The sequence below is a fragment of the Burkholderia sola genome, from assembly GCF_905400185.1.
GTDB lineage: Bacteria > Pseudomonadota > Gammaproteobacteria > Burkholderiales > Burkholderiaceae > Burkholderia > Burkholderia sola.
The window spans coordinates 463542-476795 of record NZ_FR989677.1; the positions used below are offsets into that span (position 1 = coordinate 463542).

At 67.1% G+C, this 13254-nt stretch carries 13 protein-coding genes; 4 read left to right on the top strand and 9 right to left on the bottom strand.

Translation table 11 applies throughout. The features are described from left to right. Nucleotides 1–10: 10 nt before the first annotated feature. Complete coding sequence (locus tag KR541_RS32150) at nt 11–931, bottom strand: LysR family transcriptional regulator (RefSeq protein ID WP_216090064.1); 921 nt, start codon at nt 929–931, stop codon at nt 11–13. Between KR541_RS32150 and KR541_RS32155 the strand changes: the two genes are divergently transcribed. Beyond that, nucleotides 918–1658 carry an NIPSNAP family protein gene (locus KR541_RS32155; RefSeq protein ID WP_252996826.1) on the top strand — a complete coding sequence of 247 codons (741 nt, stop codon included), beginning with the start codon at nt 918–920 and terminating at the stop codon, nt 1656–1658. The genes KR541_RS32150 and KR541_RS32155 overlap by 14 nt on opposite strands. Before the next feature lie 38 nt (nt 1659–1696). On the opposite strand, the gene KR541_RS32160 is transcribed toward KR541_RS32155, so the two are convergent. Next, a complete protein-coding gene (locus KR541_RS32160) occupies nt 1697–2905 on the bottom strand; it encodes an ATP-grasp domain-containing protein (protein ID WP_216090066.1) in 1209 nt (402 codons plus the stop codon). Nucleotides 2906–2942: 37 nt separating this feature from the next. Then, on the bottom strand, nt 2943–3887 hold the full coding sequence (locus KR541_RS32165) for a hypothetical protein (RefSeq protein WP_050015366.1): 945 nt from the start codon (nt 3885–3887) through the stop codon (nt 2943–2945). 164 nt (nt 3888–4051) lie between these two features. Between KR541_RS32165 and KR541_RS32170 the strand changes: the two genes are divergently transcribed. Next, nucleotides 4052–4927, top strand: coding sequence for a LysR substrate-binding domain-containing protein (locus KR541_RS32170; RefSeq protein ID WP_050015364.1), 876 nt, complete (start codon nt 4052–4054; stop codon nt 4925–4927). An 18-nt stretch (nt 4928–4945) separates the two neighbouring features. Here the strand turns inward: KR541_RS32170 and KR541_RS32175 are convergent, their stop codons facing one another. Both KR541_RS32175 and KR541_RS32180 read right to left on the bottom strand, forming a co-directional pair. Continuing rightward, a complete protein-coding gene (locus KR541_RS32175; protein ID WP_050015362.1) occupies nt 4946–6214 on the bottom strand; it encodes an ATP-grasp domain-containing protein in 1269 nt (422 codons plus the stop codon). 53 nt (nt 6215–6267) lie between these two features. Then, nucleotides 6268–7719, bottom strand: coding sequence for an MFS transporter (locus KR541_RS32180; RefSeq protein WP_089490051.1), 1452 nt, complete (start codon nt 7717–7719; stop codon nt 6268–6270). Nucleotides 7720–8123: 404 nt separating this feature from the next. Here KR541_RS32180 and KR541_RS32185 point away from each other — a divergent pair, with 404 nt between their 5' ends. Both KR541_RS32185 and KR541_RS32190 read left to right on the top strand, forming a co-directional pair. Then, nucleotides 8124–9245: a TauD/TfdA family dioxygenase gene (locus KR541_RS32185; RefSeq protein WP_050015358.1), complete on the top strand. Its 1122-nt coding sequence runs from the start codon at nt 8124–8126 to the stop codon at nt 9243–9245. 96 nt (nt 9246–9341) lie between these two features. Further along, nucleotides 9342–10292 carry an ABC transporter substrate-binding protein gene (locus KR541_RS32190; RefSeq protein WP_216090067.1) on the top strand — a complete coding sequence of 317 codons (951 nt, stop codon included), beginning with the start codon at nt 9342–9344 and terminating at the stop codon, nt 10290–10292. A gap of 107 nt (nt 10293–10399) precedes the next feature. Here the strand turns inward: KR541_RS32190 and KR541_RS32195 are convergent, their stop codons facing one another. From KR541_RS32195 to KR541_RS32210, 4 genes are all read right to left on the bottom strand, one after another. Continuing rightward, entirely contained in the window at nt 10400–10939 is a 540-nt protein-coding gene (locus KR541_RS32195; protein WP_216090068.1) for an AidA/PixA family protein, read from the bottom strand. Nucleotides 10940–11003: 64 nt separating this feature from the next. After that, nucleotides 11004–11507 (bottom strand): inclusion body family protein, encoded by a 504-nt coding sequence (locus KR541_RS32200; protein ID WP_050015353.1) that lies wholly within the window; start codon nt 11505–11507, stop codon nt 11004–11006. Between the two features lie 294 nt (nt 11508–11801). Then, entirely contained in the window at nt 11802–12185 is a 384-nt protein-coding gene (locus KR541_RS32205; protein ID WP_050015352.1) for a GtrA family protein, read from the bottom strand. Between the two features lie 12 nt (nt 12186–12197). Beyond that, nucleotides 12198–13241, bottom strand: a complete 1044-nt coding sequence (locus tag KR541_RS32210; protein ID WP_216090069.1) for a glycosyltransferase family 2 protein — start codon at nt 13239–13241, stop codon at nt 12198–12200. Between the last annotated feature and the right edge of the window lie 13 nt (nt 13242–13254).

A 13254-nucleotide genomic window follows, 5' to 3' on the forward strand; every position in this document is an offset into this window, starting at 1 on the left:
GGTAGCCGCATCAGGTCCGGGAGGCCGTTTCGGCGCCGAACCGGTCGACCACGAATTCCGTAAAGCTGCGAAGCTTCGATGATTTCTGCTTCTGTTGCGGATAAAGCAGATTCATCGACCGCTCGGGGGCGGCGAAGTCCGGCATGATCTCGACGAGGCGCGCCTCGCGAATGTCCTCGTGGATCAGCATCGACGGCAGCATCGCGATACCCAGCCCGCTCAACGTCGCGCGGTGCAACGCTTCCGCGCTGTCGATTTTCAGTCGACCGTCCACGCAGATGCTCATCGGCCCGTCCGGGCCTTCCAGCATCCAGCGGGATTGTGCCGCGTGCCATTCCGATCGGGGCGGATACGCATACGTCAGGCAGTGATGCTCGCGCAGCGCATGCGGCGTAGTCGGCGCGCCATGTTCGTGAACGTAAGCGGGCGACGCACACATCACCAGCCGATAGGGCGCTAGCGGACGCGCCACCACATCCGGATTGGCGAGCGCGCCGATGCGAATGGCGGCCTCGAAACCCTCGTCGAACAGATCGGCGAGCGAGTCGGTTGCAACGATATCGAGCCTGATCTCGGGGTAGCGCCGGTAATAGTCCGCGAGCGCGGGAATCAGGCACTCGTTCGTGAACACGACAGGCGCCGTCACGCGCAGACGCCCGCGTGGATGCTCGAGGTGATCGAGCGCAAGCTGTTCCGTGTCGTCGACCAGACCGAGGACTTCGACGCATCGTTCGTAGTAAGCCTGGCCGAACGCGCTGACTTTCTGCTTACGCGTCGTGCGGTGAACGAGGACCGCGCCCAGCCGACTTTCCAGCGCCTGAAGGTAGTTCCCGACCATGGTCGGCGACAGATCGGACGCTTGCGCGGCGGCCGTCAGGCTGCCCGTTTCCACGATGCGGACGAATACGGCCATCGCCTTGAAGAGATCCATTGCGCAATGCTACTGGATTCTGTTTCAAGGTGCGGCGCGTTTATCAGCCACCGCTTTGGAAATACAGTGCAATGGAAATACATTGCGACAGGCGAGCGAAAGGAGGGCAGACATGCTGTATGAACTCACGACGTTGTCGTGTCCGCTGCTGGACCAGAATATCGTGTCCCGCCGTGCGCATCGCTGGGTATCGGATGCCGACGCGCAAGGGCGGCTGCTCGGCGCATGGCGCACGGAAATTGGCGAGCTATCGCGGGTTGTCGTGCTGCGTGGCTTCGAGACGATGGATGAATTGCAGCATGAACGCAATCGGGCATGGAGCGCCGAGCAACCTTTCGGGATCGAAAGCGCGTTCGTTCGATTGAGCATGGAAAGTTACGCACTTTTTCCTTTTCTACCCGATATCGAACCGGCGGTATTGGGCGAATTCTATGAGATTCGTTGCTACTGGCTGAAGGCCGGCGGTGTGGCGCCGACCATTTCCGCGTGGGAACGTGCGGTGGGTCCGGCCAAAGCCTATACGTCGCATCTCGTTTGCAACATGTACGCACTCGACGGACCGCCGCGCATCACGCACATCTGGGGGTTCTCGAGTCTGGAAGAACGCATGGCGTTGAGAAAGCGGCACTACGCGGAGGGTCTGTGGCCGCCGGCAGGCGGGCCGGAACAGATCGAACGGGCGACGTCGACGATCGGCTTGCCGGAGGCGTGGTCGCCGTTGCATTGAATGCGCCGCCGGCGCAGGCAAACCGCGCTCCCCCGAAGTCAGGCTGACTCGGTAGTTGATTTCAATTCACCGCACTCAGCCGCCAAACCCACGTCGTGCGCTGAACCGTGCACCGCCGGCAACGCTACCCGCACATAAAGAAACGCACGCCGTTCACGATCGGGCAGCACCTGTGGCCCATAGCTGATCCTGACCGCGCCGTCGTCGATCTCGCCGCCTTGCGCGAAACGCCACGCACGGGGATCGCTGTCGAGCAGGAATTCGGCGCGCGCATACGCGTGCGGCTCGAACAGCTCGGGGATCGTTACCGCGCGCCCATCGAGCTTGTCGAGCAACGCGTCGACCACGTTGAAGCCGTAGCCGTCGCGCACGATGTCGCAGATGAAGCTGCCCGCGATGCGCGGATTCAGTTCGATCACGTGCGGCACGCGGTCGTGCACGATGCAGTCGAGATGCACGGGCCCCCACGTGAGCCCGGCGGCGGCCGTCGCGCGCGTGCCGACGTCGATCAGCGCACGCAGCGTGTCGGCGTCGAGATCGAGCTCGGACGTATACCCGCGTTCGAGAAAACCCGCGCCATGCCGCTTCAGCTTGCGCAGCGCGCCGACGTAGCGGCCGTCGAAATACTCGACGCAGTATTCGCTGCCGTCCAGGAATTCCTCGATGACGATGCGTTCGGTCGCAAGCGACGGTGCATCGGCCTGTGCGGCAGCGAGCGCGTCGAGCTGCGCGCGCACGGCCGCGATGTCCTCGCAGCGGCGCACGCCGTCGCTCGCGGAGCCTTCCGACGGCTTGACGACGACCGGAAAGCGCAACGGCGCCGCGGCGGCCGCGAGCGCCGCCGGCGCGGCGAGCGTGCCCGCGACGAACTGGGCGGCCGGGATTCCGTGCGCGGCGAGCAGCGCCTTCTGGTTCGACTTCGACACCGCATGCGCGACGTGCCGCGCATCGGGGCCGGGTAGGCCGAGCGCATCGGCGACCCACGCGGCGGTGCGCGCATAGCTGTCGTGCGCGGTCGTCACGCGCAGCGTGTCGAGTTCGTCCGGAAAGCGGGCGCGCAGCCAGTCGACGAGCTGGCCGGCGTCGGGCGCGAGGTTGACCGTCTCGACGCCGTCGGGAAACACGCCATCGAGACGATGGCCGGGTGCGGTGATGACGGTCACGGTCACCTGGCGTGCGATGGCGGCGCGCACCAGTGCGACGCTGCTGCCGGTGGCGCGTGCGCCGATCAAGATGAGTCGCTTCATGATGAATCCTGGATCGAGGGCGGAAGAGGGATGCCGGCTAGCGTGCGCGCCGGCGCAGTCGCTGCGCTTCGAGGCGCGGCAGCAGATGCTGAACGACGCGCGGCAGCGTATAGATCGGCAGCTGCGCGCACGCGAACACGAGCGCCATGGTCGGCGTCGCGGCGAGCCCGAGCGCGGCCCACATCAGCCCGACGTTGCGATTCGCGACGATCAGCGCGACGTTCAGGCGCGTGCGGACGTCGCCGGGCGTGAGCCCGTACGCGACGATCTGGAAGCCCGCGTTGACGGCGAATGCGAGTGCGATCGCCGTCAACGCGCGGTGCGGTGCGTCGATGATCGACTGCTGCATGCCGGCCATCGTGCCGAGCGCGAATATCAGCAGCGCGACGACGATGGTTGCATCGATCGGCGTCGCATGGCGCGCGAGTCGCGCGCCGGCAAAGCGCCGCACGAGCAGCGCGACGCCCTCGGCGCTGCCGATCAGCAGCGCGAGCCGCAGCGCGAGGCTCGACGGCGAAATCGACACCACCGCGTCGTGGCTGAACCACGCGGTCAGCAGCGGCGCGGTCAGCGGCACGAACACCATCGACGCGAGGGTCGCGACGAGCGCGACACTGGCGTCGAGCGACAGCATTCGCGCGATCGTCGACGTGCCGCTCGACGGCGGCGCGCAGTATGCGATCACCAGCGCGACGACCCAGTCGTACGGCAAACCCGCGAGCCGCGCGGCGATGCCGAGCGCGACCGGGCACGCGATCATCGTCACGGCGGGCAGCAGCAGCGACACGGCGGGCCGCCGTGCGACCGCGCGCACGGCGCTCGGCTCGACGCGCAGCAACGTGCCGAGCACGAACAGGAACACGGTAACGGGCATCAGCGGCCGTGCGAGATCCGCGAGCGGCGGCGCCAGCAACCCGAGGCCGACGCCGCACGCGAGCACGGTCGGGCCGCGCCGCACCAGCGCGGCGATCACTGCGCGCACGGACGAACCTCGGGCCGGCGGCGGACGGGAGTGAAGCCGAAGCAGGCAGCGGATGGCATGCGGATTCCTTGGAGAGGCGGCCGGCAGGGAATACCCGCTAGGCTAATCCCGATGATGAGCGAAGTAAAATGATATAAGATCAATTAGTAACAAGAGAAACTGATATGAACATCCCTCTGCTCGAAACTTTCCGGGCCGTCGTGCAGGAAGGCAGCGCGTTGCGTGCGGCCGAACGGCTCGGCTGTACGCAGTCGAACGTCACCGCGCGGCTGCGCCAGCTCGAAGAGTCGCTCGACGCGCTGCTGTTCGACCGGCACGGCAAGCGGCTGGTACTGAACGATGCCGGACGCCGGCTGATGCCGTATTGCGACCGCATCCTGCGCCTCGTCGACGAAGCGACGCAGGTGGTGCGCGAAACGCCGGTTGCCCGCAGTTTCCGGCTCGGCTCGATGGAAAGCACGGCCGCCACGCGGCTGCCGGCGCTGGCCGCCGCACTGAAGGAGCGCGATCCGGCGCTCGGCCTCGCGGTGCAGATCGGCAGCGAGCCGGATCTGGCCGACGCGCTGCTGCGCGGCCGGCTCGACGCGGCGCTGACCGCACGCGCGGTGGTCCGGCCCGGGCTGCATTACGAGCCCGCGTTCGCGGAAGACATGGTGCTGGTGAGCGCGGCGACCGTCACGCGCCGTCAGCTGCTGGCCGACAACACGGTGCGCTTGCTCGCGTTTCACGACGGCTGTCCGTATCGCGCGGTCGCGGAGCACTGGTTGAAGGCGCGCGGCGTCGCGATCGAATCGGTGTCGTCGTTCGGCACGTTCGGCGCGATCCTCGGCTGCGTCGCGGCCGGGATGGGCGTCGCGATCCTGCCGAAACGGATCACGACCGAACATGTGGCGCGCAAGGAGCTGCGCACGCACGCATTCGACGATCTCGACAGCGTGACGACCTACCTCGTCACGCCCGACGAAGCGCCTGCGTTGCCCGAACTCGACGCGTTGCGCGCGGTGCTCGGCCGCCGGGCGGGTGCGCTGCTCGCGCGCTGACACACGCACGCCGCAGCCCTAGGCCGGCACGACCGCGCACTCATCCGCGAAGAAATCGGCCTCGATTTCGCGAATGCGCGCGCAGTCCTCGAGCAGTCGCTCGAACGTCGGGCTGTAGAGGCCGACCGTGCCGAGCGCCGTCTGCAGGTCGGTGGTCACGCGCAGCGTGTCGCCGACCTTGATCCACTGCTTGAGCCCGACGAACGACGGTAGCGCCTGGATCGCCTGCCACGTGAAATCCTGCCGCAGCACGCCGTTGCGCGACGAAAGCAGCAGCACGTGCCCGCAGTACCCGTGAAAATCCGTCGGCGTGGCGACGTCGCCGAACAGCCGCTCCGGATGCAGCACGGCTTCGACGGTGGCCGACACGTGATTCTCGCCGCTGACCGCGCTCGTCAGCCGCGGGTCGAGGCTGCCGTGCAGCCGTGCGTTCAGCTCGACGATCGTCGGGCCGTCGGCCGTATCGAACAGCTCCAGATGAGTCGGCCCGAAGCGCACGTCGAGCGCGTCGAGCACGTCGGCCGCGTAGTCGAGCAGCGGCGCGTAGCGCGGGTCGGCGTGGTTCAGCACCAGCATCTTGTCGAGCCGCGGCGCGTGCGTGCGGTCGCGATGCACTTCCCACAGGCTGACCACGCGATGGCGGCCCTCGAACGACACCGAATCGACGATGTATTCCTGCCCTTCGGAGTAGCTCTGGATCACGATGTCGTCATTCGGCTGGTTGTACAGCGAACGGGTGGCGAGCACGTCGCGCGCGGCGGCCTCGACCTGCGCGAGCGTCCGGCAGATCTTCACGCCGGCCACGCCCGCGCTGCGCGCCGGCTTCACGACGAGCGGCAAGGTACCGTGCGCGCGCGCCCAATCGAGCGCTTCGTCGACCGACGTGCTGTGGAAATGCGCGGGCGCGCGCAGCCCGGCCTGGCGAATGCGCTCGTTCATCGCGAACTTGTCGCGTCGCGCGGCGGAGGTCGCGAGCGGGTTGCGTGACGGCACGTCGAGCCGCTCGGCCAGCGTGTCGGCCAGCTCGAGCGCCGCGTCGAGACCGTGCAGCACCGCGCCGATCCGCAGGTCGCCCAGTTGCGCGAGCGTCGCGTCGATGTCGCCGCGATGCTGAACCTGCCTGATGTAGTCGGACGGCACGAACTGGTTTCGATAGATTGCCGGCAGATCGGGGTCGCTGATCACGTGCACGCAACGGATGCCGTAGGCGCGAAACGCGGGGGCCAGGTACGCGGCGGTCGACGCGCCGTCGACGATCAGGACGGTATCGATGAAGCGATGCTGCATGGATTCCTCGCTCGGATGGGGGATCGGTTGAAGGATGTCGTGCGGCAAGGTGCTCAGGCCCGCGTGCCGGCGTCGCGGGCGTCGCCGGGCCAGCGCACGGCGAGCACGACACAGACCGCGACGAGCGCGGCCGCGATGGCGAACGCGCGCGCCGCGCCGGCGACGATTGCCGCGCCCTGGCCGGCAACCAGCGCGCCGAGCGCGGCGACGCCGATCGCGGCGCCGACCTGGCGCGCGGTGTTGAGAATCGCGGACGCGGTGGCCGAGCGGCCGGCCTCGACGCTGCCGAGCATCGTCGACGTCAGCGCGGGAATCGCGATGCCGCCGCCGATCGCCATCGCCGCGAGCCCCGGCGCCAGCAGCGCGTACGGCGTGTGCGCGGCGAGCGTTTGCCACAGCCACACGTAGCCGGCGAGCGATACGGCGAGGCCGACGATGACGGTCGCGCGAAACCCGTAGCGGACCGCGAGCCGTGCGCTCGTGATGTTGGCGAGCATGATGATCGTGAGCGGCGCGAGCGCGAGCCCCGATTCGGTCGCCGTGAAGCCGCGCGCGTTCTGGAAATAGAGGCTCAGCGAGAAGATCAGCCCGTAGAACGCCGCATTCGTGACCGCGCCGATCGCGAGCACGCCCGGCACGCGGGCGATCCGGAAGAACGCGAGCTGCAGCATCGGCGCGGCCACGCGTCGCTCGATCGCGACGAACCATGCGCCGAGCACGGCCGACGCGATCAGCGCGGCGGCCGCATACGGATCGCCGATGCCGTGCGCACCGGCCCGGATGATCCCGCCGGTCAGCAGCCCGAGCACGAGCACCGCGACGATCTGGCCGGCCGGATCGAACAGCCGCGTGCGCGCGGCGGCCGAATCCTGCACGTGACGCAGCGTGAGCCATAGCCCGAGCGCGCAGATCGGCAGGTTGATGAAGAAGATCGCGCGCCAGCCGAGCGAATCGATCAGCAGGCCGCCGAGTGTCGGCCCGGCCGCGCTGATCGCGCCGCCCGTCGCGCTCCACCACGCGACGGCTTTGACGCGCGCGGCGGCATCGTCGGCGCACGCATGCGTGATCAGCGCGAGCGACGTGGGCAGGATCATCGCGGCGCCGACGCCTTGCGCGACGCGTGCGGCGACCAGCGCGGCCAGCGACGGCGCGAGCGCGCAGCCGAGCGACGCGAGCAGGAACAGCGCGAGACCGTGTGCGAACAGCCGGCGGCTGCCGAAGCGGTCGGCCAGCGTGCCGGACGTCAGCAGCAGCGCGGCGAACGACAGCGTGTACGCATCGACGATCCACTGCAGCCCGTGGACGCTCGATCCGAATGCGTGGCCGAGGCTCGGAATCGCGACGTTGACGACGGTCACGTCGAGCTGGACGATCGCGAAGCCGAGGCTCGCGGCCGCGACGGTCGGGAAGATCGCGCGTAGCGACGTGCGGGGCGGAGTCGCGGCGGCGGTCGGCGCGCGCTCGACGCGGTCGACGTGCTCGAGTGCCGGGGCATGGTCGCTCATCGCGGCTCCCACGGCAGATGGGGCGTGCGGGACATAGGGCACAACAGGCGGTATCGAGTCATCTGGCGGGTTCCCGTAGGGAGATGAACGGAGCCGGCTTCTCGTCGGGAGCCGGCCGCATCGTCGAATCCGACAGAAAACTAGCATCAACCCGTTAGCGAATACAAATAATAAGCAACGATTTTTTAACAAGTATTCGTGTTAAAGGACGGCGCATACGACGTGAACCGGTTCTGTCCGCATTGCTGAACTTATATCGATAATTTTTGTTTGCAATCGCATTAATATCATTTCGCAATGCAATGACGGTCTCCTAGTCTTGTCGAGCGCTTCGCACCGAGGACGGCGGGGCGCGGCGGCGATGCCACGCCGCTCTTCGAACCAGATCTTTATACGAGAGACTTATGACCTATCTCGCAGATGAACGTATTGCTTTGACCGCGGCGGAATCCGCTCACATCCGCAAGACGCTCGGCGCGCTGGATTACGACCCGGCCGGCGGCGCGGGCTATATCAGCGCAGTTCGCAAGCTGGCCTACAACGCGTTTCCCGACCGGATCGTCGACGCATTCGATCGGGCGAAGGCGCCGACCGCGGACGCGCACGGCTCGATCGAGATCGACAACCTGCCGATCGACGACGGCGTGACGGGCAGCCCGCGGTTCGAGGAAACCGGCCGCTCGTTCAAGGCCGGCGTGCTGAGCGAGAACGTGCTGGTCGCGTTGAGCACGCTGGCCGGCGAGCCGTACTCGATCGCGCACGAAGGCCGCGAGCTGGTGAACAACCTGACGCCGCACAAGGCGACCGCGCGCGACTACACGGGCCTCGGCTCGGAGGTCGAGCTGGACTTCCATATCGAGAACGCCGCGCAGGCGCACATGCCGGAAGGCGACACGTCGCCGTTCGCGCTGCTGCTGCTCGGCGTGCGCAGCGAGGCCGGCGGCGGCCCGTACACGCGGCTCGCCGATGCGCGTCGCGCGCTGCAACTGCTGTCGCCGGACGATATCGCGCAACTCTACGGCGAGCACTACATCATTCGCGTGCCGTACCGGTGGCGCGGCGCCGCGCCTACGCCGCGCGACAACACCGACCTGAGCGCCGTGCTGTCGGGGCCGCTCGAGGCGCCGCGCGTGACGGTCGCGTTCTATCCGGACATGGTGCTGGCGGTCAACGCGCGCGCGCAGGAAGCGCTCGCCAACCTGTATCGCGCGGTGCGCGAGGTGTCGTTCGGCGTGCAGGTGTCGCCGGGCAAGCTGGTGCTGATCAACAACCACTTCACGCTGCATTCGCGCGACCGCTTCGACCCGCAGTACGACGAGAACGACCGCGCGTTCCGCTGGGTGCAGCGCGTGTTCGTCGCGCGCAGCCTGTGGAACTTCCGCGCGTTCACGTCGCTGCAAGCGCGTGTGTTCGATCCGAAGGCGGTGTATGCGGGCGAGTCGGCGCACGCGAGGCGTCCGTCGTCCGTCGTGCAACCGGCGACGCAGCGTGCGGCCTCGGTCGAACTCGAAGCGACGCCTGCGTGATCGACCCGGCGGGGCAGCGACTGGCGCCGAACGTTGCCAGCCCGCTGCCCGCGCTCGCTCCCAGCATCCTCGAATAAAAACAGGAATCCACAAGAAATGAGAAGAACCGCCTTTCCCGTTGGGCGCATCGCCCGCGTGCTGGCCGTCGCGCTGATCGCCGCGAGCGCCGGAAGCGCCGTCACCGCGCGCGCTGCATCGTTCGACCTGAGCCCCGAGCAGCCGGCCCGGCAGCGCGGCGCCGTGAACCCGGCGGTCGAGCAGGCGCTGCCGGCCGGCTTCCGGTTTGCCGAAGCGAACACGCTGACGATCGGCATCGCGCCGAACCTGCCGCCGCTCAGCACCTATGCGACCGACGCGCGCACGGTGGTCGGCTTCGATCCCGATCTCGCGCAGCTGATCGCGGACAGCGTCGGCCGCAAGCTGAAAATCGTGCCGCTCGCATGGGCCGACTGGCCGCTCGCGCTGCAGTCCGGCAAGGTCGACGCGGTGATCTCGAACGTGACGGTGACCGAGCAGCGCAAGGAGAAGTTCGACTTCTCGACCTACCGGAAGGACCAGCTCGGCTTCTACGTGAAGACCAACAGCAAGCTTGCCGCGATCCGCGAGCCGAAGGACGTCGCCGGGCTGCGCGTCGTGACCGATTCGGGCACGAACCAGGAAAAGATCCTGCTCGAATGGAACCGGCAGAACGTCGCGCGCGGCCTCGCGCCGATCGAGATCCAGTATTACGCGGATGCGGCCGAGCGTTGGGTCGCGCTGCAGTCGGGCCGCGTCGACACGATCTTCAGCGTGAATTCGATGCTCGCGTACCAGGCGTCGCTGCGCGGCGATGCGAAACTGATCGGCACCGTCAGCGGCGGCTGGCCGCGCACCGCCGATATCGCGATCACGACCCGCAAGGGCAGCGGCCTCGCCGATCCGCTGACGCTCGCGATCAATGCGCTGATCGCGAACGGCAGCTACCGGAAGGCGCTCGATCACTGGTGGCTGGACGCCGAAGCGATCGACCGGTCGCAGACCAATCCGCCGGGGCTGCCGCGCACCTGAGTACCGCACGCGGCGGGGCGCACGTGAGCGTCGTCGTAGTCGTCCTCCGCCCCGGCCGCGTTGAAACCGCCAGTCGGCGGCTGCTTGAAATAGCCGTCGCGATCCGGTTACGGCTTGGCGCCGGGCGGTTTCGCGTCCGGCTGGCTGGCGGCGATCTCGATCGTCGTTTCCCAGCGGAAATAGCCCGACACGGCGCCGTCGCGATCGAGCACCGCGAAATCGGCCGTGCACGAGGTGTCGCCCGCGGCCAGCACCTCGCTGCGCCAGAAATGGTCTTTCATCGGCCGGCACGACGGATGCAGCAGATCGTCGCCGTCCGGCACCGGCACGGCGGCGTCGCGGATTTCCGCTTCGATCGGCGCGACGATGCCGGCGTCCTTCAACGCGAACCGGACGAACAGCACGGTCGCCTCCGCACGCAGCGCGAGCGCGGTTTCGCGCAGATGAAGCTGGTCGCCCGGCAACAGGCCGGCGAAGAGCCGGTTGTCGTTGCGGCCGACCTGCCCGGTGTCGCCGGGGCTCAACACGTAGATGTGCCGGCCGTCGATCGCGGTCGGCGCGTCGGCGTCCCGGCTCGCATCGGGATAGGCCGACAGCAGCGTGACGGCGTCGACGATCGCCAGGACATCGTAACGAACACCAGACATGAGCACGCCCTCCGCAGCAAGGGAGCGGCACGGACGGCCGTCGTGCGCCGCCCGCGTGCCGCGATCAGTTATGGATCGAGATGAACGGATCCCACGAGAAGCAGCCCTGGCTCTGGCAATTGCGATCGATGATCTGGAACTGGAAGTGGTAGGTCACGCGGCCGACCTTCAGGCATTCGGAAGACCAGTAGTAGTTCGCGACCTTCTGGCACGTCGGCACTTCCGGTTTGCTCGTGTTCGGCACCGGGATCGACGCTTCCGCGACGCGCGGCGTCGGCGTCGAGATCAGGTCGTTGCCGGCGTTGCCGACGAACTTGTAGAACACCACCTGGTTTTCGAAGCCCAGCGACAGGCTCGTTTCGCGCCAGCGGATCAGGTCGCCGACCTGCGCCTTCAGATCGAGCTCGCCGCCCGCCTGCCCGGAGATGACGTTGTCCTGATTTGTCACCATATACACGTAATGCCAGTCGATCAGCGTCGGCGCGGCCGGATTCTTGCTGGGATTCGGATATTTTTTGAGAATGGTTTCGGTATCGAACGAGACGAGCACATCGGTAACGCGTGACATAGAAGCTCCCGTTTCAAGTAATGGAACTTATCGTTTCGAGAATTGCTTCATGCGGCCGCCATCGCGTTGTGCTGCAAGGGTTTTCGCCGGATTCGACGCATGCAGAAGCGACGGCGAATGCAGATTATCCCGTTTGGTTAATCGTGGAAGCTGTAAAAGTAAACAGGTCGGAAAATGATTTATCGGGTTAATTTTGAAATCGTAATCAATCGAATCGATGCGTGACATAAATATCACGACATTGAATCTGTTAATTGATTGACCGATTATTGGCGGGAGCGGGAAGCGGGCCGCTTACCGGTACGTCCAGAGCCGGTGCAGCACGAACGTCGTCGGCGGAATCAGCAGCGCGATCGCGACGACGCTCATCGCGCGCGACGCATCCAGCGCCTCGGCGGCGCGTGCAAGCAGCATCGTTTCGACGAACCCGACGAGCGTGACCGCGAGAAAGCGCGTCGCGTTGCGGGTGCGCACCGTCGACGAGAAGCTCCACAGCGTATTCGCCAGATACGAGAACCCGGTCGCGCAGAGGAACGCGACCGCATTCGCGGTCACCGGCGTCGCATCGAACAGCGCGAACAGGGCTGCCGCGACCAGCGAGTGGATCGCGGTCGAGCCGAGCCCGGACACGCCGAAGCGCACGAGCCGCGTGCGCTCGGCCTGCAGCAGCGCGATCATGGCGCCTGCGCGTCAGCGCGCGCCGATGCGCGCCCGGACCGGCTGCGCGCGCCGGCGTGCGGGCTGGCGGCGTGCGTCGCGCGCGACCGGCAGTTCGATCACCTTGCCGTGCGTCTGGTAGCGGCGGCGGATCAGGTACACGGGCCGTTGCTTCGATTCGTCGTAGATCCGCCCGACGTATTCGCCGACGACGCCGATCCCGATCAGCTCGATGCCGCCGATGAACAGCGTGACCGAGATCAGCGACGCGTAGCCGAGCACCGGATTGCCGAACAGCACCGTGCGCAGGATGATGAACGTGCCGTACACGAATGCGAGCGCCGCGATGCCGATGCCGATGTAGGTCCAGCTGCGCAGCGGCACGGTGCTGAAGCTGGTGATGCCTTCCAGTGCGAAATTCCACAGCTTCCACCCGGAGAATTTCGAGTGCCCGGCGCTGCGCGGATCGCGCTGGTATTCGACGATCACGGTCTTGTAGCCGACCCACGCGAACAGGCCCTTCATGAAGCGGTGCCGCTCGGGCAGGTTGCGCAGCGCGTTCACGACCTTGCGATCCATCAACCGGAAATCGCCGACGTTCTCCGGCAGCTTCACGTCCGACAGCAGGTTGTGCACGCGATAGTAGATCGCGGCGGCGGTGCGCTTGGCGAACGAATCGCATGCGCGGTTGCTGCGCTTGGCCGCGACGACCTCCGCGCCGTCGCGCCAGTGCTCGATCAGCACCGGAATCAGGCTCGGCGGGTCCTGCAGGTCGGCGTCGAGCGGGATCACCGCATCGCCGGCGGCTTCGTCGAGGCCGGCCGTCAGCGCGGCCTCCTTGCCGAAATTGCGGGTGAGATCGATGACGCGCACGCGCCGCTCGGCGGCGCCGATCCGGACCAGACGTTCCAGCGTGTCGTCGCGGCTGCCGTCGTTCACGCAGACGATCTCGAAGCGGATCGCATCGATCGCGCTCATCAGCGGAATCACGACATCGAAGAAGCGCTCGACGGCTTCGCCTTCGTTGTAGAACGGCACGACCAGCGAGACGAGCGGCGTGTAGATGGATTCCCGCATGATGATTCCCCTT

Bases quoted from the DNA above. Each gene is read 5' to 3' on its own strand.
- KR541_RS32190 (WP_216090067.1), top strand. From the start codon at position 9,342: ATGAGAAGAACCGCCTTTCCCGTTGGGCGCATCGCCCGCGTGCTGGCC.
- KR541_RS32160 (WP_216090066.1), bottom strand. From the start codon at position 2,905: ATGAAGCGACTCATCTTGATCGGCGCACGCGCCACCGGCAGCAGCGTC.
- KR541_RS32180 (WP_089490051.1), bottom strand. From the start codon at position 7,719: ATGAGCGACCATGCCCCGGCACTCGAGCACGTCGACCGCGTCGAGCGC.
- KR541_RS32205 (WP_050015352.1), bottom strand. From the start codon at position 12,185: ATGATCGCGCTGCTGCAGGCCGAGCGCACGCGGCTCGTGCGCTTCGGC.
- KR541_RS32175 (WP_050015362.1), bottom strand. From the start codon at position 6,214: ATGCAGCATCGCTTCATCGATACCGTCCTGATCGTCGACGGCGCGTCG.
- KR541_RS32195 (WP_216090068.1), bottom strand. From the start codon at position 10,939: ATGTCTGGTGTTCGTTACGATGTCCTGGCGATCGTCGACGCCGTCACG.
- KR541_RS32185 (WP_050015358.1), top strand. From the start codon at position 8,124: ATGACCTATCTCGCAGATGAACGTATTGCTTTGACCGCGGCGGAATCC.
- KR541_RS32210 (WP_216090069.1), bottom strand. From the start codon at position 13,241: ATGCGGGAATCCATCTACACGCCGCTCGTCTCGCTGGTCGTGCCGTTC.
- KR541_RS32150 (WP_216090064.1), bottom strand. From the start codon at position 931: ATGGATCTCTTCAAGGCGATGGCCGTATTCGTCCGCATCGTGGAAACG.
- KR541_RS32200 (WP_050015353.1), bottom strand. From the start codon at position 11,507: ATGTCACGCGTTACCGATGTGCTCGTCTCGTTCGATACCGAAACCATT.
- KR541_RS32170 (WP_050015364.1), top strand. From the start codon at position 4,052: ATGAACATCCCTCTGCTCGAAACTTTCCGGGCCGTCGTGCAGGAAGGC.